The sequence below is a fragment of the Enhydrobacter aerosaccus genome (assembly GCF_900167455.1).
In the GTDB taxonomy this organism is placed as follows: Bacteria; Pseudomonadota; Alphaproteobacteria; order Reyranellales; family Reyranellaceae; genus Reyranella; species Reyranella aerosaccus.
In genome coordinates this window covers 995,021-1,015,264 of the sequence record NZ_FUWJ01000002.1, presented here as the reverse complement: position 1 = coordinate 1,015,264, position 20,244 = coordinate 995,021, and the positions used below count along the sequence as shown (strand labels likewise).

General features: G+C 64.4%; 19 protein-coding genes. 14 read left to right on the top strand and 5 right to left on the bottom strand.

The genetic code is table 11. The features are described from left to right. Positions 1-7 precede the first annotated feature (7 nt). Positions 8-859 (bottom strand): pyridoxal kinase PdxY, encoded by an 852-nt coding sequence (gene pdxY, locus B5D62_RS14135; RefSeq protein ID WP_085934483.1) that lies wholly within the window; start codon positions 857-859, stop codon positions 8-10. Between the two features lie 67 nt (positions 860-926). Here pdxY and B5D62_RS14130 point away from each other — a divergent pair, with 67 nt between their 5' ends. From B5D62_RS14130 to B5D62_RS14105, 6 genes are all read left to right on the top strand, one after another. Continuing rightward, positions 927-1,805 (top strand): HpcH/HpaI aldolase/citrate lyase family protein, encoded by an 879-nt coding sequence (locus B5D62_RS14130; RefSeq protein ID WP_085934482.1) that lies wholly within the window; start codon positions 927-929, stop codon positions 1,803-1,805. Then, positions 1,802-2,869, top strand: a complete 1,068-nt coding sequence (locus B5D62_RS14125; protein ID WP_085934481.1) for a MaoC family dehydratase — start codon at positions 1,802-1,804, stop codon at positions 2,867-2,869. Before B5D62_RS14130 ends, B5D62_RS14125 begins: the two co-directional genes overlap by 4 nt. Positions 2,870-3,011: 142 nt before the next feature. Next, positions 3,012-3,410 carry a succinate dehydrogenase, cytochrome b556 subunit gene (gene sdhC, locus B5D62_RS14120; RefSeq protein WP_085934480.1) on the top strand — a complete coding sequence of 133 codons (399 nt, stop codon included), beginning with the start codon at positions 3,012-3,014 and terminating at the stop codon, positions 3,408-3,410. An 11-nt stretch (positions 3,411-3,421) separates the two neighbouring features. Beyond that, positions 3,422-3,802: a succinate dehydrogenase, hydrophobic membrane anchor protein gene (gene sdhD / locus B5D62_RS14115; RefSeq protein WP_085934479.1), complete on the top strand. Its 381-nt coding sequence runs from the start codon at positions 3,422-3,424 to the stop codon at positions 3,800-3,802. A gap of 2 nt (positions 3,803-3,804) precedes the next feature. After that, the gene (gene sdhA, locus B5D62_RS14110; RefSeq protein ID WP_085934478.1) at positions 3,805-5,637 is read left to right on the top strand and encodes a succinate dehydrogenase flavoprotein subunit; all 1,833 of its coding nucleotides are present in this window, start codon (positions 3,805-3,807) and stop codon (positions 5,635-5,637) included. Between the two features lie 15 nt (positions 5,638-5,652). Then, positions 5,653-6,432 carry a succinate dehydrogenase iron-sulfur subunit gene (locus tag B5D62_RS14105; protein ID WP_085934477.1) on the top strand — a complete coding sequence of 260 codons (780 nt, stop codon included), beginning with the start codon at positions 5,653-5,655 and terminating at the stop codon, positions 6,430-6,432. An 88-nt stretch (positions 6,433-6,520) separates the two neighbouring features. Here the strand turns inward: B5D62_RS14105 and B5D62_RS14100 are convergent, their stop codons facing one another. Next, a complete protein-coding gene (locus B5D62_RS14100; protein WP_085934476.1) occupies positions 6,521-7,195 on the bottom strand; it encodes a hypothetical protein in 675 nt (224 codons plus the stop codon). A gap of 264 nt (positions 7,196-7,459) precedes the next feature. On the opposite strand from B5D62_RS14100, the gene B5D62_RS14095 reads away from it, so the two are divergent. Continuing rightward, entirely contained in the window at positions 7,460-8,488 is a 1,029-nt protein-coding gene (locus B5D62_RS14095) for an amino acid ABC transporter substrate-binding protein (RefSeq protein ID WP_085934475.1), read from the top strand. A 48-nt stretch (positions 8,489-8,536) separates the two neighbouring features. On the opposite strand, the gene B5D62_RS14090 is transcribed toward B5D62_RS14095, so the two are convergent. After that, positions 8,537-10,144 (bottom strand): serine hydrolase domain-containing protein, encoded by a 1,608-nt coding sequence (locus tag B5D62_RS14090; RefSeq protein ID WP_085934474.1) that lies wholly within the window; start codon positions 10,142-10,144, stop codon positions 8,537-8,539. Between the two features lie 205 nt (positions 10,145-10,349). Here B5D62_RS14090 and B5D62_RS14085 point away from each other — a divergent pair, with 205 nt between their 5' ends. Together B5D62_RS14085 and B5D62_RS14080 are read left to right on the top strand one after the other, a co-directional pair. Continuing rightward, complete coding sequence (locus tag B5D62_RS14085; protein WP_139373873.1) at positions 10,350-11,450, top strand: SGNH/GDSL hydrolase family protein; 1,101 nt, start codon at positions 10,350-10,352, stop codon at positions 11,448-11,450. A 107-nt stretch (positions 11,451-11,557) separates the two neighbouring features. Further along, a complete protein-coding gene (locus tag B5D62_RS14080) occupies positions 11,558-12,367 on the top strand; it encodes an enoyl-CoA hydratase/isomerase family protein (RefSeq protein WP_085934472.1) in 810 nt (269 codons plus the stop codon). On the opposite strand, the gene B5D62_RS14075 is transcribed toward B5D62_RS14080, so the two are convergent. Together B5D62_RS14075 and phaR are read right to left on the bottom strand one after the other, a co-directional pair. After that, complete coding sequence (locus tag B5D62_RS14075) at positions 12,354-12,566, bottom strand: DUF1289 domain-containing protein (RefSeq protein WP_085934471.1); 213 nt, start codon at positions 12,564-12,566, stop codon at positions 12,354-12,356. The two genes, B5D62_RS14080 and B5D62_RS14075, sit on opposite strands and share 14 nt — an antisense overlap. A gap of 5 nt (positions 12,567-12,571) precedes the next feature. Next, positions 12,572-13,198: a polyhydroxyalkanoate synthesis repressor PhaR gene (gene phaR, locus B5D62_RS14070; protein WP_085934470.1), complete on the bottom strand. Its 627-nt coding sequence runs from the start codon at positions 13,196-13,198 to the stop codon at positions 12,572-12,574. Positions 13,199-13,606: 408 nt separating this feature from the next. Between phaR and B5D62_RS14065 the strand changes: the two genes are divergently transcribed. The 5 genes from B5D62_RS14065 (at position 13,607) to B5D62_RS14045 (ending at position 20,200) form a co-directional block, all read left to right on the top strand. Next, positions 13,607-14,797: an alpha/beta fold hydrolase gene (locus B5D62_RS14065; RefSeq protein ID WP_231714804.1), complete on the top strand. Its 1,191-nt coding sequence runs from the start codon at positions 13,607-13,609 to the stop codon at positions 14,795-14,797. Next, positions 14,794-15,666 (top strand): LytR/AlgR family response regulator transcription factor, encoded by an 873-nt coding sequence (locus tag B5D62_RS14060; protein WP_085934468.1) that lies wholly within the window; start codon positions 14,794-14,796, stop codon positions 15,664-15,666. The genes B5D62_RS14065 and B5D62_RS14060 overlap by 4 nt, the downstream gene beginning before the upstream one ends. Before the next feature lie 119 nt (positions 15,667-15,785). Continuing rightward, the gene (locus tag B5D62_RS14055) at positions 15,786-17,576 is read left to right on the top strand and encodes an FAD-binding oxidoreductase (RefSeq protein WP_085934467.1); all 1,791 of its coding nucleotides are present in this window, start codon (positions 15,786-15,788) and stop codon (positions 17,574-17,576) included. Positions 17,577-17,651: 75 nt separating this feature from the next. Beyond that, entirely contained in the window at positions 17,652-18,833 is a 1,182-nt protein-coding gene (locus B5D62_RS14050; protein WP_085934466.1) for an acetyl-CoA C-acetyltransferase, read from the top strand. Positions 18,834-18,970: 137 nt separating this feature from the next. Continuing rightward, on the top strand, positions 18,971-20,200 hold the full coding sequence (locus B5D62_RS14045; protein ID WP_085934465.1) for an MFS transporter: 1,230 nt from the start codon (positions 18,971-18,973) through the stop codon (positions 20,198-20,200). Positions 20,201-20,244 lie beyond the last annotated feature (44 nt).

Genomic DNA, 20,244 nt, shown 5'->3' with positions numbered 1-20,244 from the left:
CGCCAGCCTAAAGCTTTTCCGCCATGAACCGACGCGGCGGCGCGACCATGCGATCCTGCGCCGCGACGATCTGCAGCTCTCGTTCGCCCATTGCCTGCGTCGCTTCGAGCACGGCATAGACCGACGAGGCGGCGCTGCCGAGCGCCTGGGCAATGTCGCCGCTGCCGAGCCAGTGAGCTGTGAACAGGGCCGAGACCATGTCGCCCGTGCCATTGGGCATGATGTCGAAGCCGATCAGCGGCGTCGTGATGCGCCAGGCCGCGTCGGCCGTCACCGCGACCATCTCGATCTGGTGTGCCGGCGCATCGGCACGGCGCAGGCTGGTGATCAGGACCAGGCGCGGCCCCTTCATCAGGCTGCGTGCCGCCCGCAGTGCGTCGGCCATCGTAGCAACCTTGCCGCCGGTCAGATGCTCGAGTTCGAAGTGGTTGGGGGTAATGAGGTCGGCGGCGGGAATCGCACGCTCACGAAAGAAGACGTCGATGCCTGGCTTCACATAAATGCCGGTGTCGATGTCTCCCAGCACGGGGTCGCAGCACCAGATCGCCTTGGGGTTGGCGCTACGGACGCGGTACGCCGTGTCGATCATCACGTCCGCAAGCGCGGCATCACCGACGTAACCCGTGAGCAATGCATCGCAGCGCGAAAGCTGCCCCAGCGCTTCTATGCCGTGCACGATGTCGGCGACCTGATCGGCCGGCGCCACGCGGCCGCGCCACGCGCCGTATCCCGTGTGGTTGGAAAATTCGACGGTGTTCACCGCCCAGACCTCGTGGCCCAATCGCTGGAGGGGGAAAGCTGCTGCCCGATTGCCGACGTAACCGTAGGCGACATGGCTCTGAAGCGAGAGAAAGCGCATGGCCAATGCCACCTTGCCACAACGAGACCCCTCATTATAGTCCGCGGCGTCCTTGAGAGGGTTTGATATGTCCAGCACCGTTCGTCCGCGTCGTAGCGTGCTTTATATGCCGGGAGCAAATACCCGTGCGCTGGAAAAAGCGCGCACCCTGCCGGCCGATGCCCTGATCTTCGATCTCGAGGACGCCGTCGCCCCCGATGCCAAGGAAGCCGCCCGCGCCAACGTCGTCGCGGCTGCCAGGAGCAAAGCCTACGGCAAGCGCGAGATTGCCATTCGCTGCAACGGGCTCGCAACACCCTGGGGCAAGGACGACGTAGCGGCGATCGCCGCCTCCGGGGCCGATGCCATTCTGGTGCCCAAGGTGGAAAGCGCGGCCGACGTGGCCAGTGTCGTGTCGCTGCTCGATGCTGCCGGTGCGCCGTCCTCGATGGCGGTGTGGGCCATGATGGAGACGCCCAAGGGCATCCTGCGCGCCGAGGAGATCGCCGCCTCCCACAAGCGGCTGCAGCTCTTCGTCATGGGTACCAACGACCTCGTCAAGGACATGCGGGCCCGGCACACGCCGATGCGCCTGCCCATGATCACCGCACTCGGCCTCGGCATGCTGGCCGCGCGTGCCTATGGGCTCACCATCCTCGATGGCGTCTACAACGACATCCAGGACGCCGAGGGCTTCAAGGAAGTGTGTCGCCAGGGCCTGGAAATGGGTTTCGACGGCAAGACGCTGATCCATCCCAGCCAGGTCGATCCGTGCAACGAGGTCTTTGCGCCCTCGTCCGCCGAGCTGGAGACCGCGAGCAAGATCGTATCGGCGTTCAAGGCCGCCCAGGCCGAGGGCAAGGGCGTCGTCACTGTCGACGGACGCATGATCGAGAATCTCCATGTCGAGCAGGCCGAGCGCGCGCTCGCCCTCGCCGCCGCGATCAAGGAGTTGCAGGCAGCATGAGTACCAAGAGCAAGACCGAGGGCGGCAATTTCTTCGAGGACTTCAAGGTCGGCCAGGAAATCCGCCATGCGACGCCGCGTACGCTGACCGAGGCTGATGCGGCCCTGAACGTTGCACTTTATGGGTCGCGCTTCGCCATCAATTCGTCCGACGAATTCGCGCGCGCCGTCGGCCTGCCGCGCGCGCCGCTCGACGACCTGCTGGTGTTTCATGTCGTGATCGGCAAGACCGTACCCGACATTTCGGTGAACGCCGTCGCCAATCTCGGCTACGCCGAATTTCGCTGGGGTGTGCCCGTTTATCCGGGCGATACGCTGTCGGTGAGTTCGACGGTGCTGGGGCTGCGTGAAAACTCCAATCGCACCAGTGGCGTGGTCTGGGTGCGCTCGACCGGCATCAATCAGCGTGGCGAGATGGTGCTGGACTACATACGCTGGGTGATGGTGCACAAGCGCGATCCCGCCGCCGTTGTTTCGGCGCCGGTCGTGCCCAAGCCGGCGGCGTCGGTCGCGCCCGCGGATCTGATCGTGCCGGCGGGCCTGTCGCTGGCCGGCTACGACGATGTCGCCGCGGGCTCGCCCTATCGCTGGGAAGATTACGAGGCGGGCGAGCGCATCGACCATGTGAGCGGCATCACGCTCGAGGACTCGGACCACATGTTCTCGACGCGGCTCTATCAGAACACTGCACGGGTGCATTTCGATGCCCATGCCGGCAAGAGCACCCGCTTCGGCCGTAGACTCGCCTATGGCGGCCACGTGATCTCGTTGGCCCGCGCGCTGTCCTTCAACGGCCTCGCCAACGGCTTCCGGGTGGCGGCCGTCAATGCCGGCAGCCACGTGGCGCCGACCTTCGGCGGCGACACGATCTACGCCTGGTCCGAGGTCCTGGAGCGGGCGCCGCTGCCCGGTCGCGCTGATCTGGGTGCCTTGCGTGTGCGTACCTACGCGGCAAAGGACTGCCCGTGCGGCTCCTGGCCGGGCAAAGAAGCGGACGGCAAGTACCATCCTGCAGTGGTCCTGGATCTGGACTATTGGCTGCTGCTGCCGCGGCGGGCGGCCTAGGGCTGCTCGACGCGCGAATTTCGCTGAAAAATCCGAGGGTTACCTGTGGCGCAGGGCTGAGTTTCATTGACTTGACAGACACGCGCGCTAAAAAAGTCCCGCTCCCCTTCATGTCTGTAGGGGTAACAGAGGTTTCCGCGCCATGAGCGTTGCCAATCGGCCGTCAAATCGGCCGCTCTCTCCCCATTTGCAGGTCTATCGACCGCAACTCACCTCGGTGCTTTCGATCCTGCATCGCGCCACAGGGATCGCCCTTGCGGTGGGCGCCCTCTATCTGGCGACCTGGGTCATCTATGCCGCCAGCGGACCGCGCGGCTATGCGGTGTTCCAGAGCTTCAACAGCTCGATCGTGGGCCGGTTGGTGCTGGGTGGCTGGCTGTTCAGCATCTTTTTCCATCTCTGCAACGGCATCCGGCACCTGTTCTGGGATGCGGGCTACGGCTTCGAGCTCAAGGACGCCTATCGCAGCGGCTGGACCGTGGTCATCGTGGCACTCGTTGCCACGGTGGTGTCGTGGATCGTCGGCCTGCGGCTGGTGTGAGGGAGGCGGATATGGTTGATCGCAGAACTCCTCTCGCCCGTGCCCGCGGCCTCGGTTCGGCCAAGGACGGTCTTGGCCATTGGTGGGCGCAGCGGCTGACCGCCGTCGCGCTGATCCCGCTCGTCGTCTGGTTCGCCATTTCCCTGGTGATGCTGAGCGGCGCCGACTACGCCACGGTGCGCGCCTGGATCGGCTCACCCCTGGTGATGGTGCTGCTGATCCTGACCATCGGCATCGGGATGCATCATGGCCAGCTCGGCCTGCAGGTCGTGGTCGAGGACTATACCGAAGGCGCCTGGCGTCTGACGCTGATCGTGCTGGTGAAGTTCATCGCCGTGCTGTTCGGCCTGAGCGCCATCGTCGCCATCCTGCGTATCGGATTTGGAGGCTAATCATGGCCGAGAAGAGCAATGGCGCCACGTCGGGCACGATGAACATCGGTGGCCGCGCCTACACCATCATCGATCACGAATATGACGTCGTCGTCGTCGGTGCCGGCGGCGCCGGCCTGCGCGCGACGTTCGGCATGGCGGCGCAGGGCCTGAAGACGGCCTGCATCACCAAGGTGTTCCCCACCCGCAGCCACACCGTGGCGGCGCAGGGCGGCATCTCGGCGGCGCTCGGCAACATGGGTCCGGACGACTGGCGCTGGCACATGTACGACACGGTCAAGGGCTCCGACTGGCTCGGGGACCAGGACGCGATCGAATATATGTGCCGCGACGGCATTCCCGCGATCATCGAGCTCGAACATTTCGGCGTGCCGTTCAGCCGCACGCCCGAGGGCAAGATCTATCAGCGGCCGTTTGGCGGCATGACGACGGAGTTCGGCAAGGGCATCGCCCAGCGCACCTGCGCGGCGGCCGACCGCACCGGTCACGCCATGCTGCATACGCTCTACCAGCAGTCGCTCCGGAATAACGCCGAGTTCTTCGTCGAGTATTTCGCGCTCGACCTGATCATGGACGAGGGCGTGTGCCGCGGGGTGATGGCCTGGAACCTCGACGACGGCACGATCCATCGCTTCCGTGCCCATCGCACGGTGCTGGGGACCGGCGGCTGCGGCCGCGTCTACTTCACCGCCACGTCGGCGCACACCTGCACGGGTGACGGCGGTGCCATGGTGCTGCGCGCGGGCCTGCCGCTCCAGGACATGGAGTTCGTGCAGTTCCATCCGACCGGCATCTACGGCGCCGGCTGCCTGATCACCGAGGGCGTGCGCGGCGAGGGCGGCTACGTCACCAACGGCAACGGCGAGCGCTTCATGGAGCGTTATGCGCCGTCGGCCAAGGACCTTGCCTCGCGTGACGTCGTCTCGCGGTCGATGACCATCGAGATCCGCGAAGGCCGCGGCTGCGGCCCGAACAAGGATTACATCGAGCTGCATGTCGAGCATCTCGACCCCAAGGTCATCCATGAGCGCCTGCCCGGCATCGCCGAGACGGCGCGCATCTTTGCCGGCGTCGACGTGACTCGTCAGCCGATCCCGATCCTGCCGACCTGCCACTACAACATGGGCGGCATCCCGGCGAATTATCACTGCGAAGTCATGACCGTGAAGGACGGCGATCCCTACGCCGCCGTACCGGGTCTGATGGCGCTCGGCGAGGCCGCATCGGTCGGCGTCCATGGCGCCAATCGCCTGGGGTCCAACTCGCTGCTCGAGCTTGTGGTGTTCGGCCGCTCTGCTGCCAACCGCACGGCCAGCCAGCTGACGCCAGGGGCTCCGCACAAGGACCTGCGCAATGCCGGCGAAGAGGCGCTCGCCCGTCTCGACAAGTTGCGGCATGCCACGGGCGGCACGCCGACAGCCCAGCTGCGCACGCAGATGCAGCGCACCATGCAGAACGACTGCGCTGTGTTCCGGACCCAGCAAAGCCTCGACGAAGGCTGCGCCAATCTCGACAAGGTGTTCGCCGGCAAGTCGGACATCCGCGTCAAGGATCGCTCGATGATCTGGAACTCCGATCTCATGGAGACCCTGGAGTTCGAAAACCTGATCCTGCAGGCCCAGGCCATCATCCGCTCCGCTGCCAATCGCCACGAAAGCCGTGGCGCCCATGCCCGGGAAGATTATCCCGAGCGCGACGACAAGAACTGGCTGAAGCACACGGCCGTGTGGGTCGATCCCGAGACTGGCAAGACCCGCATCGACTACCGCCCGGTCAATCTGCAACCGATGAGCAACGACGTTCAGTCCTTCCCGCCCAAGGCGCGGGTGTACTGAGTTCGAGAGGAAGCGATGGCTGAGTTTTCACTGCCCGCCAATTCCAAGGTCGGCGTTGGCGAAACCTTCAAGGCTCCGGCAGGCACCAAGAACGTCAAGGTGTTCAAGGTCTATCGCTGGACGCCGGAAGACGGAAAGAATCCGCAGGTCGACACTTACGAAGTCGACATGGACAGCTGCGGCCCGATGGTTCTCGACGCGCTGATCAAGATCAAGAACGAGATGGACAGCTCGCTCACCTTCCGGCGCTCCTGCCGCGAAGGTGTGTGCGGTTCGTGTGCAATGAACATCGACGGCACGAACACGCTCGCCTGCACCAAGTACATCTCGGATGTGAAGGGCGAGGTGAAGATCTATCCGCTGCCGCATATGCCGGTGGTGAAGGATCTGGTGCCTGACCTGACCGTTCCCTACGCCCAGCTCGCGTCGATCGAGCCGTGGCTGAAGTCGACGAGCCAGCCGCCGACACGCGAGCGCCTGCAGTCGCCGGAGGAGCGCGCCAAGCTCGACGGCCTGTGGGAATGCATCCTCTGCTTCTGCTGCTCGACGTCGTGCCCGAGCTACTGGTGGAACGGCGACCGTTACCTCGGCCCGGCGATCCTGTTGCAGGCTTATCGCTGGCTGGCCGACAGCCGCGACGAGGCCAAAGGCGAGCGCCTCGACCAGCTCGAAGATCCGTTCCGGCTGTATCGCTGCCACACCATCATGAATTGTACCAAGACCTGCCCCAAGGGTCTCAATCCCGCCAAGGCGATCGGCGAGATCAAGAAGATGCTGGTCGAGCGGGTCGTCTAGATCGGTTGCCGTCAGGCTCGGCGAGTCCCAAGCCCCGATATGCTCCAGCATATCGGGGCTTGTCGTTTCGGCTCACCGGGTCGGGCGCCTAACTTGGCCAGGCAATCGGATGTTCGTAGTAGCGGATCTCATCGGGCCACGCGCCTCGATGATGGCTGAAAGCGCGTTTGAGCGGCATTGACAGGGCGTTGGATGCGCCGGCCTGGGTGACGTCGGGACCTTCCGATGCCAGTCGCGCGGCCGTCGGCACGCCTGGCCGAATGAAGGCAATGTGGCCGGCCTTGTGCGGGTCGGGATTTTCGTACGCCGCGACAACCAGATTGCCGAGGTTCGCGCTCTGTTGCGCAGCGGCGGCGTCTGCCAGCGGACGCCAGCCCGAAGAGGGACCGTCTGTCAGCAGCCAGCGCATCTGGGCATTCGCCAACAGTGTTGGCGAATGTTCAGGCGGACGCAGGATATAGACGCCCAGCTGCTTGCCGAAGGCGGCGACGAAGGCGCTGCAATGGGTGGCCGCCGGCTTGGCATAGGGATTGGGATCGAGTTCGCCCGTCTCCCATTCGACCGGCTTGTAGGGCAGCCACAGATGATCGACGCCCGAGGCATCGAGGCGCTGGAGCAGCCGCTTCCCGTTGGGGGTGATGGGGCCGCAGCAGGACTGGGCGAAGCCGGGCGTGCTGACCAGCAGGGACGCCAGCAGAGTGGCCGGGATCCCCGAAAGGAGAAGGCGCCGGGAAGGCCGCAGGCGCCGGGGCATCGAAGACATTGGACGGCTCCTTGATCGCGGCATCGTCATACCAGCGATCGACTTGGCGAGCGAGCTTTGTGGGGTAACGAAGGTTCTGGTCCATGCGTGACTGCAATCTTCTCTGGGGCCGACAGGGGAGTGCAATGCCCTGCGTTGCTCGCCATTAAATTGTGGACGGGTATTGCCGCCGCAAGCTGGCCCTTGATCCTTCAGCCGGAAAGGCCGACCGCGGACGGCGCATCTTTTGCTAAGTTGGGTCGGAAACAAACTTGGGGGCTCGTCTTGTTCTTCAAACGTCTTGCCGCTGCGGCGGCGATTGCGGTGTCGGGGGCGCTACCCGCTCTGCCGGCTTCCGCTGGCCAGACCTTCGATGCCGTCAAGGCCAAGGGCTACGTGCAATGCGCCGTCAACACGGGCCTCGCCGGCTTCTCCTTCGCCGATACCCAGGGCAAGTGGACCGGCCTCGATGTCGATCTTTGCAAGGCGTTCGCGGCAGCAATGTTCGGCGATGCCGAGAAGGTGAAGTTCATTCCGACCACCGCCCAGCAGCGCTTCGTGGCCCTGCAATCGGGCGAGGTCGACGTCATCACGCGCAACGCCACCCAGACCCTGCTCCGTGACACGCAGCTCGGCTTCAACAGCGCGGGCGTCAACTTCTATGACGGCCAGGGGTTCCTGGTGCCGGCCAAGTCCGGCATCAAGAGTGCCAAGGAGTTGAATGGAGCCACCATCTGCGTGCAGCCTGGCACGACCACTGAGCTCAACCTCGCGGACTACTTCCGCAAGAACAAGATGACCTTCAAGCCGGTGTTGATCGAGAAGCTCGATGAGCTGCTTCAGGCCTATGCGGCGGGGCGCTGTGACGCCTACACGACCGACTCCTCGGGGCTCGCGGCCGTGCGCGCCGGACAGCTCTCCGGCAAAGGCGAGCACGTCATCCTGCCCGAGCGCATCTCCAAGGAACCGCTGGGGCCGTTGGTGCGCCACGGCGACGATCAGTGGTTCGATCTCGTGCGTTTTGTGCTCGACGGCATGATCGAAGCCGAGGAACTCGGCATCAGCCAGGCGAATGTCGACGAGATGGCGAAGAGCGACGATCCGGTGATCAAGCGCTTCCTCGGCGTGACGCCGGGTTACGGCAAGGCCATGGGGGTCGATGAGAAGTGGATGTACAACGTCATCAAGCAGGTCGGGAACTATGGCGACAGCTTCGAGCGCAATGTCGGCAGGAACACCCCGCTCAAGCTCGATCGCGGCCTCAACGCGCTGTGGACCAATGGCGGCCTGATGTACGCGATTCCGTTCCGTTGAGCGCGGTCGCCTTCACGGTCTTACCCAAGGAAAGGAACGAGCGGGACTTCAGTCGGCCCGCTCGAAACGCAGGCTCTTCACCCGACCGGTGGAAACGACCAGCGCCTTGATCCGGCCGCCTCGACCGCGCTCGAGATGGGCAAGCTGGGTCACGGTCAGCCAAGGGCCGGGCGTCTGGATCTCCACCGTGTGCTCGTCGATGCCGCGCACCGGCCAGGGCGCGCCACCGGCAATCAGGGGCCCACTGACGCCAATCGTGTAGTCGGCGCCCCCGCGTCGCACATGCCATGTGGCACCGGTATCGGCGGAGACGTAGGCGCCGGCAATGCCGGATGGCACAGGCTTGCGCCGGCCGAGCTTCCTGAAGGTGACGATGCGACCGGCGCCGAGAGCGACCTGAACCGAGCGTGGGCCCATGGGCTTCAGCGCGAACTCGAACGAGCCGCGTTCGGCCGCGAGCCACCCGTCGGAGCGCCGAGCCAAGGCGAAGGGCAAGCCGTTCTGGGTAACGGTCGGCTCGTTGTTGCGCCAGGCGAGCTCGAACAACGAGGGCTCCTCGGCGTTGAACCAGGTGCCAGAGAGCGCCTCGATCTCCGTCTGTGTCGGCGCCGGTATTGGCCTTGCCATGGCTCGTGTGCCAGCCAGCGCCTCGACCGCCACCCCGCGGGCCAGGCGCCAGGGATCGAGGGTGCCCAGGTTGGAAATCACGACGACCGTGAGCTCGACGCTCGGCAGGCGCAGGAATTCGGTGCGGAAGCCGGGCCATAGCCCGCCATGCCCGATCGTCTGGAGGCCGCGCAGCAGGCTCGTATCGAGACCGCGGCGATAGTGGTTGGCATGGCCGTCATTCAACGGCTTCTGCGCCATGAGCTGGGCCGGCAAGTCGGTCGGGTCGAGCTTCGGCTTGTCGAAGTGGCGACTCCAGATCAATAGATCCTCGACCGACGAAACGAGGCCGCCTTCACCGCCCTGCGGGTAGGCGTGCTGCGCACGGCGGAAGCCTTTCTCGATATCGCCCAGATAGCCGGTGGCGAGATCCGGAATGACGGTGTCGATTTCCGGCGCCAGCAACGTATGGCTCATGCCGAGTGGCTTGAAGATCCGCTCAGCCAGGAAATCGCCGAGCTTCCTCCCGGCAATGCGCTCGATGATCAGGCCGAGCAACAGGAAGTTGGTATTGCTGTAGAGGAAACGGCTGCCCGGCGTGAAATTCAGATGCCGATTGAGGACGCAGGCGGCCAGAAGGTCGGCCGGTCGGGCGGGCTTGTCGAGCCCATGTCCGCCGAGCCGCAACAATTCGAGGAAGTCAGGCAGGCCGGAGCAGTTGCGCATCATCTGATCGATGGTGACCGGCAATGGGGCCAGTTCATGCAGATATTTGTGCGGTGGATCGGATAGTTTGAGCCTGCCTTCATTGACGAGCATCAGGGCGGCCGAAACCGTGAACTGCTTGCTCACTGACGCAATGCGAAACCGTGTCTTCTGCGTGATCGGAACGCCCAGTTCGATGCTGGCGAGGCCATAGCCCTTGCACAGCTCGACATGGCCCGATCGCATGACGGCGACGACGGCGCCCGGCGATCCGGATTGGGTGTAACGGGAAAACAACGCATCGACGCGCCGTTCGAGGGAAAGGGTATCAACCGGCTTTGACATTTGCCGCAGTGAAGCCCGGACCCCTCACGCTTGTAAAGCTGTGGCGCTATCTGCAAGAAAAGAGACTGCGCTTCCGGGGTGCTCTCGTGGCGAGTATCGGTGGGCTCTCGCTCTGCCCTCCTGCCGGTGTTGGAAAGCCGGTGCTCAGGCCATGTCGACCTTCCCGGAGGGATGCACTCGCGCGGCGACGACGAGGCGAACGCGAATGGTGGGCGGAACTGGCGGGCTTGGCAAAGCAGCGACAAGGGCAAGCCTTCGCGTGTTGCGGGTGCTGGGCCAAATCCTCGCGATTTTCGTGATCTGCCTGGTTCTGGATTATGTCCTGCTGGCCACTGTCTTCTCGCGCTGGAAGCAGCGCTGGGCCGATGCGGCATCGGCTTACACAGAGGCCTATATAAAGACCGCCTATGATCATGATCTGGCTCCCAATTCCGACTCGACGCGAGTTTGGGGAAATATCGTCTATCCCTGGCATACCGACCGTTATGGCTTCAGAATCGGAACTTGTGCGCCAGGTGAAGCCGAAAAGTCGCGGCCGGCGATCTTCGTTATCGGTGATTCATTCACCGAGGCTATCGGCTCTAGCTACGAGAACAGCTTTGCCGGACTGATGGCGTGCGATGCTGCGCGCCAGGGCAAAGCGGTCTGGAATCTCGGCGTGGCGTCGTACAGCCCGGCGATCTACCATCGCAAGATCCGCGTCGCCGCCCAGAAGCTGGGCATCACGCCGCGCGAGATCTATGTCTTCCTCGACCTCTCCGACATTGATGACGACGCCAACGTCTATCATGTGAGCCCAGACGGCATCGTCACGTCGAGCGCGTTTCACTGGTTCAATATCGGCCAGTTCCTTCTCGGCAATTTCGCGACCTTCCGGTTGGCCTACGACCTCTATTTGTCGTCTTCCCTCGCCACGGTGGGATCATTGGGGAAGGACCGTGCGCGCTGGACCGTCGATCCGACCCTGATGAAGGAATGGGGCCAACGCGGACTCGAGATTGCCGCGAGAAACCTCGACCAGGTCGTCGCGATCTGCCGGGAATGGGACTGCAGCGTTACCCTCGTGGTCTATCCGTGGCCGGACAGCATCGCTTCGGGCGACCGCAACAGCATTCAGGTTACCTATTGGCGGGATTGGTCGGCCTCGCATCATGTCCGCTTCATCGATGGCTTTGCCGCTTTCTTTCGCGAGCCTTCCAGCGTGGCGATCCACAAGTACTTCATCGCCGGGGACGTGCACTTCAGCGCCGCGGGTCATCGCCTGCTCTTCGACGAGCTGAAGCGCGCGACAGGCGGTGATTACTGACGCGCTGGCAGCGACCCGTCTGGCGCCACGGCGCGGAATGGGCAGCCGTCGCACCGCTCGCCCGATCAGGATCGAAGCGCTAGGGTCCGGAGCTCGGAGGAAACAAAATGGATCGTCGCTTCGTCACCGTCGAGAAAGGGCTTGGCCCGCAAGGCCGTATCGCCGTCGTGCGTTTCGATCGCGGCGACAACATAAACGCCCTCAGCCAGCAGGCGATGCGCGAATTGCGGGATGTGCCGCACGATTTCGAGGATGACCTCGACACCTCCGTCGTGATTCTCACTGGCTCGGACAAGGCCTTCTCGGCGGGGTTCGATCTCAAGGATCCAGAGGCCTGGCAGCGCACGGCCTTGCCGATCGGCGAGCGCCTCCATCGCCAGCGCCTGGGGCCGAAGATGTGCAAGGCGTGGCAGGATATGGAACAGGTCACCATTGCCGCTATCGAAGGCCATTGCATTGGCGGTGGCGCGGCGCTGGTCGTGGCGCTGGATTTCCGCTTCTGCGGCCGCGGCGCGCACTTTCGCATCCCCGAGGTCGAGCTGGGCATGAACATGAGCTGGGGCTCGATCCCGCGGATGTTGGCGCTGATGGGGCCGGCGCGTACCAAGCAGGCGGTAATTCTGGCCTCGGACCGCGTCACTGCGGGCCAGGCGAAGGAATGGGGCCTTGTGGAGGAGGTCGTGGAGAATGGCCAGGCGCTGGCCGAGGCGATGGCTTTCGCCGACCGCATCGCGCGGCAGCCGCCGATCCCCGTGCGCATGTCCAAGCTTTCCGTGAATCGCCTGGCCCACGCGCTCGACGATCTTGCTGCCCACATGGATGCCGACCAGAACGTGCTGACCGGCCTTACCGAGGACTACAAGGAAGGAACCTCGGCGTTTCGCGAGAAGCGCAAGCCGGTGTTCAAAGGGCGCTAGTGCCGGATCGGGTCTCTCGTTTCGGCAATTCCGCGAGGATCCTCAGCCGCTCGGCGTTGTCCATGATCACCCACCGTCCGATCTCATCGATCGTACGCTTGCAGCCGATGCAATAGGGACTGCCCGCCTCGATGGTACAGACACCGATACAGGGCGAGATCACACGCGGCGGACGAGGCGGAGGTGCGATCCCTCCCATGGGGATCAGGGCTTTTTGCTAAGTGCCGCGAGCTGGCCCTGCAGCTCATCGAGCTTGCGTTTGAGTTCGTCGATTGCCTCGGGGCTACCAGCAGACGGGGCAGACGGCTCCTGCTTCGGTGCCTCTGCCCCATTGGCATGAGCTGCCGCTCCTTGACCCGCCGCGAACGGATTGAACATCCGCATCGCCTGCTCGAACATCGCCATGTTCTGCTTGCCCATGGATTCGAACTGCTGGAACGGATTGAAGCCGAAGGCATTCTGCATGTAGTGGCGCATCTGTTCCTGATTGCGCGCGAACTGCGTCATCGACATTTCGAGGTACTGCGGCACCACGCCCTGCAGGCTGTCGCCATAGAACGAGATGAGCTGGCGCAGGAACGGGATCGGCAGCAGCGTCTGCCCGCCCTTGCTCTCTTCCTCGAAGATGATCTGCGTCAGAACAGAACGCGTGATCTCCTCGCCGGTCTTGGCGTCGTAGACCACGAAATCGGTCTTGTCCTTCACCATCTGCGACAGATGATCGAGGGTCACGTAGGCCGACGTGGCGGTATTGTAGAGTCGTCGATTCGCATACTTCTTGATGACGACGGGGGCCGGTTTGGGGCCGCTCTCCGGTGCCTGTTCGGCCATTACGCTGCGCTCCTTTGCCCGTACGCTGAACGCTCTCCCAGTGTTTGGACCTTAGCGCCGATGCCGCAGTGCGACAAGTAAGGCTTAGCGAACGCGAGACAATGCCATTGCATCTTGATGGGCTATAATGGGGCATGGCCTCGGACAAGGACGATATGTCGGGTGATTTCGACCGCTTGGCCCGGCGCTACCTCGATTTATGGCAAAGCCAGCTCGCGGGTCTGGCCGCGGATCAGACCGTGACGGAACAAATTGCGCGGCTTTTCGCGGCTGCAAACGCACAGGTTGCGTCCGTAATACAAGCCGCCCAAGCTACGCCCCATGCCGCTGCCGCCGCCCCCACAGCCGCCTCAGCAGATCATGCGTCTGGGGCCCCGTCCGCTGCCCCTGCATCTGGGAACGGCATTGATGACGTGGGCGAGCTCCGAAAACGCGTGGCAGCTCTGGAAGCGCGACTCGCCGATCTCGAATCCAGACTCGGCCGTCCCTGAACTTCTTGCGCCGGTTGTTGCCGAGGCCAACGCGCTGGAGGCGACAGGCGGCGCGGGCCGGTTCGAAGCATCACTTCGCCGTGAAATCGCGCGGCGCATGGACCGGCTGGCCGATGGAGTCCTGGCCTACCGCCAGCATCCGGTCCACCGGACCCTCGAGGAACCACCGACCGTCTGGCGCGACGGCAACACGCGCCTGCTCGATTTCGGGGCGACGCACCGTCTGGCCCGAAAAAAAGGGGCCCGAGCCGTTCTGGTGGTTCCATCCCTGATCAACCGTTGGGAAGTGCTCGATCTCACGGCGGAGAAGAGCTTGCTGCGCGCGATGGCGGCGCAAGGCTTGCGGCCCTACCTCGTCGACTGGGGGAGCCCGAACGAGCAGGAGCGGCATTTCGATCTGACTGCGTACGTATCCCGACTTGATCGGGCACTGGCGTTCGTCGCCAAGCGGGCACACCGGCGCGCCGCGGTGATGGGCTACTGCATGGGCGGTACGCTGACCGTGGCGCTGGCGGCTTTGCGCCCGCGACGTGTCGCGGGGCTGGCGCTGCTGGCTGCGCCCTGGGACTTCCACGCCGATACGACCGGCCACGGCTTCCTGCTGTCGGCTGGGCCCCTGCTAGCCGATCTGGCGGATCGGGCCGGCGAGTTGCCGGTCGATATTCTCCAGACCCTGTTCTGGTCGCTCGATCCCTGGCTGGCGGTGAAGAAATTCGGCCGGTTTCTGGGGCTCGATCAAGGAAGCGATCAGGCGCGGGAATTCGTGCTGCTGGAGGATTGGCTGAACGAAGGACCGCCCTTGGCCGGTCCGGTGGCGCGGGAATGCCTCGTGGGCTGGTATGGCAACAACGTCACTGCCGCAAACCAATGGGTCGTCGCCGGTCGCTCCATAGTGCCGAGGAAGATCAAGACGCCGGCGCTGGTCATGATCCCCTCGGGCGATCGTATCGTGCCGCCGCGATCTGCCGCCGCCCTGGTGGATGCCAGGCGCGGTCTCCGGAATGTGACTCGCCTCGACCTGCCGCTCGGTCATATCGGCATGGTGGTCAGCAGCCGTGCGCGGCGCCTGGCCTGGGAACCGCTGATCGAGTGGCTGAAGGCGCGATGAATGCCGACACGACACGGCCGGCATCGGCGGACGCCCTGGACTGGCGGCCACTGCTGGTCTGGGCTCTCGTTCTCGGCCTGTCCTGCCTGACACAGTCCTACGTCATGGTGGTCGACGAGGCCCGGCACGGCCATGTCCTGTCCTTTGGACATGCCTTCGCGGTGGAAGCCTCGAGCCATCTGATGATCGCGGCGCTCGCTCCGGCGGTCTATTGGATGCAGCGGCACTTCCCGCTGTCGCAGCCCCGCAATTTCCTGCTGCATGCGTTGGCCATCGTGCCATTTAGCTTGGTCCATACCACCGGCATGGCGGCCCTGCGGCTCCTGTGGTTTTCCGCCATTTGGGGCGAATCGTTTCGCTTCCCGCTCACCTTCGAGCGCCTGTCCTACGAGTTCAGCAAGGACATCTTCACCTATTGCCTCATGATCGCGGCCATCATGGCGTTCCGCCACTGGAGGGAGCGGGCGGGCGGGCGGCCAGCGATGGCACCGCCGGCGCCGTCTCTTCCAGAAGCGCCGGCCAGTGCGGCCCGGCCGGAGCGCTTTGCCGTCCGCAAGCGAGGCGGGGCGGAAGTCGTGGTTGCGGTGGCGGACATCGACTGGATCGAGGCATCCGGCAACTACGCCATCCTGCATGTCGCAGGCGAGACATTCGAGATCCGGTCGTCACTGGCAAAGCTCGAAGCCGAACTCGACCCGAAACAGTTCGTGCGCGTGCACAAATCCCATCTGGTGAACATCACGCGAGTCTCCCAGGTCACGCCATGGGTGAATGGGGATTGGCGTATCCGCCTGCGCGACGGCGCTGAGGTGAATCTCAGCCGTCGCTATCGCCAACGCTTCGAGGCGCTGGCGCCGGTCCGGACCTGACCGTTCGTCCCGCGGCGATCGCCGGTCGTCCCGCTGGCCGCGCCGGTCGTCACAAACCGCAGCAGGATCAAGGGCCTGGCTTGTATCTGGGGCGCATCGACGACTTGCGGAGAGAACAGATGATGCGACGGGACCTGATCAAGCTTGCCGGTGGTCTACCCCTGCTGACTGGCGTCGCAAACGCCCAGCCCGGCAGCCAGCCCTTCCAGCGGGTGCGGCCTGGCGATTCCGGATGGCCGTCGGAAGCGCGCTGGCAGGTGCTCAACGAGCGTGTGGGCGGACGGCTCTCGGCGGTGCGCTCCCCATTGGATGCTTGCAAGGGCGGCGATCGGGCGGCCTGCGATGCCCTCTTTGCGAGCTTCAAGAACCCCTATTTCATCCGTGACAATGTTGCCCTGACGCAGACCACAGGCTGGGCTGACGCCTGGGTCTCTCAGCCAAGTACGTATGCCGTTGCGGCGCGGAATGCCGGCGACGTCGCGGCCGCCGTCGACTTTGCGCGCGAGAACAGACTGCGACTGGTCGTGCGGGGCGGGGGCCATAGCTATCTCGGCGCCTCCAGTGCTCCGGATTCGCTGCTGATCTGGACCCGGCCGATGGATTCGCTGGCGATCCACGATGCCTTCGTCGCTCAAGGCTGTAGTGACGCGCCGCAGCCCGCAGTTTCGCTAGGCGCCGGCAATGTGTGGCTGAGGGCCTATGCCGCCGTGACCAAGACCGGCCGCTATGTCCAGGGCGGCGGCTGCTGTACGGTCAATGTCGCCGGCTTGGTCCAGGGCGGCGGCTTCGGCAGTTTCTCGAAACAGTTTGGTCTCGCCGGTGCCAGCCTGCTCGAGGCGGAGATCGTGACGGCGGACGGCCAGGTGCGGATCGCCAATGCCTGCACGCACCCTGATCTGTTCTGGGCGCTCAAAGGCGGTGGCGGCGGCAGTTTCGGCGTCATCACCCGGGTGACCTTGAAGACGCATGACCTGCCGAATTTCCTGGGCGGCGCCTTTGGCGCCATCCAGGCGCATTCGGACGATGCCTATCGCCGGCTCATCGCTCGGTTCGTGGCCTTCTATCGCGAGCGGCTCTTCAACCCGCATTGGGGAGAAACCGTACGCTTCAACCGCAACAACCTGTTCGAGATCAGTATGGTCTTCCAGGGCCTCGATCAGACAACCGCCGCCGCAACCTGGAAGCCCTTTCTCGATTGGGTTGCGGCCTCGCCGACGGACTATACTATCGCGGCGCCGTTCATGGCGCTGGCGGCGCCGGCGCATTTCTTCTGGGACGTGAGCTTTCTCAAGAAGAACCTGCCGCAGGTGATTATCGCGGATGATCGTCCCAGTGCGCCCGACGACGCGGTCTTCTGGGCGTCCAACCTCGGTGAAGCCGGTTGGTACCTGCACGATTACGAATCGATCTGGCTATCCCAGGGCCTTTTGGCAGAGGACTCGCAGTCGCGATTGACCGAGGCCCTGTTTCAGGCCTCGCGACATTGGTCGTTACAATTGCATTTCAATAAAGGCCTTGCGGGCGCCCCAGCCGAAGCGCTAGCTGCTGCGCGTGAGACACCGATGAACCCGGACGTGGTCGACGCCTTTGCGCTGGTCATTGCATCGGCATCGAGTGCACCTGCCTTTGCCGGCGTTCCTGGTCATGAACCCGATCTGGCCCGCGCCCGTCGCGAAGCCACGGCCGTCGCTGCCGTCCTTACCCAAATGCGCACTGTCGCGCCGAACAGCGGCACCTATGTTGCGGAGTCGGGCTATTTCCAGAAGGATTGGCAGCGCGCCTATTGGGGCGACAATTATGGCCGCCTCCAGACCGTAAAGAAGAAGTACGATCCTGACGGTCTGTTCTTCGCTCATCACGGCGTGGGCAGCGAAGAGTGGAGTGCGGACGGGTTTACCCGCCTTACCTAGCGGGCTGGCGCTCCTTGCGGGCCGCGTCGGCGAGCCTATAACATGTGTGGCAGGGCGGCCTGCAAGGAGGAATTCATGACAGTCGATATCGTCATCGCGAGCGCGGCGCGCACGCCCATCGGCTCTTTCAATGGCGCCTTCGGCGCGGTTCCGGCGCACGACCTCGGCAAGATCGCCATCAAGGGCGCGCTTGAGCGTGCCAAGGTGAAGCCGGAAGAAGTGGACGAGGTCATTCTGGGTCAGATCCTGACCGCCGGTCAGGGACAGAATCCGGCCCGCCAGGCCGCGATCAATTCGGGCATTCCGGTCGAGAAGACGGCGCTCGGCATCAACCAGCTCTGCGGCTCCGGTCTGCGTGCCGTCGCTTTCGGCTGGCAGGCGATCCGCAACGGCGACGCCTCCATCATGGTGGTCGGCGGCCAGGAGAGCATGAGCCAGGCCCCGCACGTCGCCCATCTCCGCGACGGCGTGAAGATGGGCGAGATGAAGATGATCGACTCCATGCTCAAGGACGGTCTGTGGGATGCGTTCCACGGCTATCACATGGGCAACACGGCCGAGAACGTCGCGCAGAAATACCAGATCACGCGTGCGGAGCAGGATGCCTTCGCGGTCTCCTCGCAGAACAAGGCCGAGGCGGCCCAGAAGAGCGGCCGGTTCAAGGACGAGATCGTTCCGGTGACGGTCAAGACCCGCAAGGGCGAGGTCGTCGTCGACACGGACGAGTTTCCCCGCCACGGCACGACCCTCGAAGCGCTGGCAAAGCTGCGTCCTGCCTTTACCAAGGAGGGCGGTTCGGTCACGGCCGGCAACGCGTCGGGCATCAATGATGGCGCGGCCGCGCTGGTGCTCATGAGCGGCGACGAGGCCAAGAAGCGTGGCATCAAGCCGCTGGCGAAAATCGTCTCGTGGGCGACCACGGGCGTCGATCCGTCGGTCATGGGAATCGGTCCCGTGACGGCGTCGCAGGCTGCCCTGAAGAAGGCGGGCTGGACGGTGAAAGATCTCGACCTCGTCGAAGCCAACGAGGCGTTTGCGGCACAGGCCGTCGCGGTCGGCAAGGAGCTGGGCCTCGATCCTGCCAAGCTGAACGTCAATGGCGGCGCGATCGCGTTGGGCCATCCGATCGGCGCCTCGGGTGCCCGCGTGCTCACGACCCTGCTGTACGAGATGCAGAAGCGCGACGCCAAGAAGGGCCTCGCCACGCTTTGCATCGGTGGCGGTATGGGCATCGCCATGTGCGTCCAGCGCGACTGAGTTGCTTGACGCGAACGTTCAGCCCAGTCGCGAGAAGACGGGGACGTTCCGAAAGATAATACCCGGCCGCTCACGGATAGAGCGGCCCGCTGAGGGTTCCTAGGTTCGAGCCAACAAGCGAACCCAGGAGCCCCCCGATGTCCCGAGAAAGCAAGTTATTGCCGCCGACCTTCAATCGGCTGGCGTGGTCCAACCTCGCAGCACAATCTGCGGAGCAGGTGGCGCTTGCGGCGGCGCCCATCGTCGCCGTGCTGATGCTGGGTGCGGGGGAAGGGGAGACCGGCGCGCTGCAGACGGCGCTCACCCTGCCGTTCGTTCTCTTTGCCATACCGGCCGGCCTGCTGGCCGATCGTCTGTCGCGACGGTGGCTGATGGCCGGCGCGGAAGCGATGCGCGCGGTGGCCCTGCTTGCCATCCTGGTCGCGATCGCCTTCGGCGCGATCAATCTCCTGCTGCTCGCCGTGCTTGGCTTCATCGCCGTCTGCGGCACGGTGGTCTATAGCGTCGCGGCACCTTCGCTGGTCCCTTCCTTGGTACCGGCCTCCGCCTTGTCCACGGCGAACGCGCGCATCGAGCTGGCGCGCACGGTGGCCTTCGCCGGCGGGCCGGCTTTGGGCGGCTTCCTCGTCGGCTGGATCGGCGGCGCCCCAGCCTTTGGCGTTGCGGCAGCGCTGTCGATCATCGCCGTCTTCCTGCTGGCCGGAATCCTCGAGCCCGGCCGTCCGGAGATGGTGCGCCGTCATCCGGTGCAGGAGATCAAGGAGGGCGCTGCCTTCGTCTTCAATCATCCGTTGTTGCGGCCGGTCTTTGTCACCCAGTTCATCTTCAATACCGCCTGGTTCCTGATGCTCGCGGTGTTCGTCCCCTATGGCGTCCGTCATCTTGGCCTGTCGGCTTCGGGCATCGGCACCGTGCTGGCCATGTACGGCGTCGGCATGGTGGCTGGAGCCTTGATGGCCACGCGGGTGATGCGCTGGATTTCCTTTGGCGGTGTCATCGGGCTGGGGCCCGTCATGGGTGTCGTCTCATCCGCCGTGATGGCGTTGACGACAGTATTTCCGACACCGATCTTGGCTGCGGTGAGCTTCTTCCTGCTCGGCGCGGGGCCAATCCTGTGGGTCATCAGCACGACGACGCTGCGTCAGTCGGTGACCCCGCCGCGCCTCCTCGGCCGGGTCTCGGCCATCAACATCATGGCCTACGGCGCCCGCCCGCTAGGCGCCGGTCTGGGCGCGGTCCTCGGGGCCATCTTCGGTGCCGAGATCTGCCTGTACGTGGCGGTGGCGGGCTTTGTCCTGCAGGCTCTCGTCATTCTCATGTCACAGGCTGTTGCTCTATCGCGGCAGCCGGAGATGGTGGCTGACTGACATCGCTTTTCTTGCCTCAGCCCCCAAGACTCCGGCTACAGTAC

Bases quoted from the DNA above. Each gene is read 5' to 3' on its own strand.
- B5D62_RS14085 (WP_139373873.1), top strand. From the start codon at position 10,350: ATGGTGGGCGGAACTGGCGGGCTTGGCAAAGCAGCGACAAGGGCAAGC.
- B5D62_RS14075 (WP_085934471.1), bottom strand. From the start codon at position 12,566: ATGGGAGGGATCGCACCTCCGCCTCGTCCGCCGCGTGTGATCTCGCCC.
- sdhD (WP_085934479.1), top strand. From the start codon at position 3,422: ATGGTTGATCGCAGAACTCCTCTCGCCCGTGCCCGCGGCCTCGGTTCG.
- sdhA (WP_085934478.1), top strand. From the start codon at position 3,805: ATGGCCGAGAAGAGCAATGGCGCCACGTCGGGCACGATGAACATCGGT.
- B5D62_RS14105 (WP_085934477.1), top strand. From the start codon at position 5,653: ATGGCTGAGTTTTCACTGCCCGCCAATTCCAAGGTCGGCGTTGGCGAA.
- B5D62_RS14100 (WP_085934476.1), bottom strand. From the start codon at position 7,195: ATGTCTTCGATGCCCCGGCGCCTGCGGCCTTCCCGGCGCCTTCTCCTT.
- B5D62_RS14045 (WP_085934465.1), top strand. From the start codon at position 18,971: ATGTCCCGAGAAAGCAAGTTATTGCCGCCGACCTTCAATCGGCTGGCG.
- B5D62_RS14060 (WP_085934468.1), top strand. From the start codon at position 14,794: ATGAATGCCGACACGACACGGCCGGCATCGGCGGACGCCCTGGACTGG.
- B5D62_RS14090 (WP_085934474.1), bottom strand. From the start codon at position 10,144: ATGTCAAAGCCGGTTGATACCCTTTCCCTCGAACGGCGCGTCGATGCG.
- B5D62_RS14050 (WP_085934466.1), top strand. From the start codon at position 17,652: ATGACAGTCGATATCGTCATCGCGAGCGCGGCGCGCACGCCCATCGGC.
- B5D62_RS14055 (WP_085934467.1), top strand. From the start codon at position 15,786: ATGATGCGACGGGACCTGATCAAGCTTGCCGGTGGTCTACCCCTGCTG.
- B5D62_RS14130 (WP_085934482.1), top strand. From the start codon at position 927: ATGTCCAGCACCGTTCGTCCGCGTCGTAGCGTGCTTTATATGCCGGGA.
- pdxY (WP_085934483.1), bottom strand. From the start codon at position 859: ATGCGCTTTCTCTCGCTTCAGAGCCATGTCGCCTACGGTTACGTCGGC.
- B5D62_RS14125 (WP_085934481.1), top strand. From the start codon at position 1,802: ATGAGTACCAAGAGCAAGACCGAGGGCGGCAATTTCTTCGAGGACTTC.
- B5D62_RS14080 (WP_085934472.1), top strand. From the start codon at position 11,558: ATGGATCGTCGCTTCGTCACCGTCGAGAAAGGGCTTGGCCCGCAAGGC.
- sdhC (WP_085934480.1), top strand. From the start codon at position 3,012: ATGAGCGTTGCCAATCGGCCGTCAAATCGGCCGCTCTCTCCCCATTTG.
- phaR (WP_085934470.1), bottom strand. From the start codon at position 13,198: ATGGCCGAACAGGCACCGGAGAGCGGCCCCAAACCGGCCCCCGTCGTC.
- B5D62_RS14065 (WP_231714804.1), top strand. From the start codon at position 13,607: ATGACGTGGGCGAGCTCCGAAAACGCGTGGCAGCTCTGGAAGCGCGAC.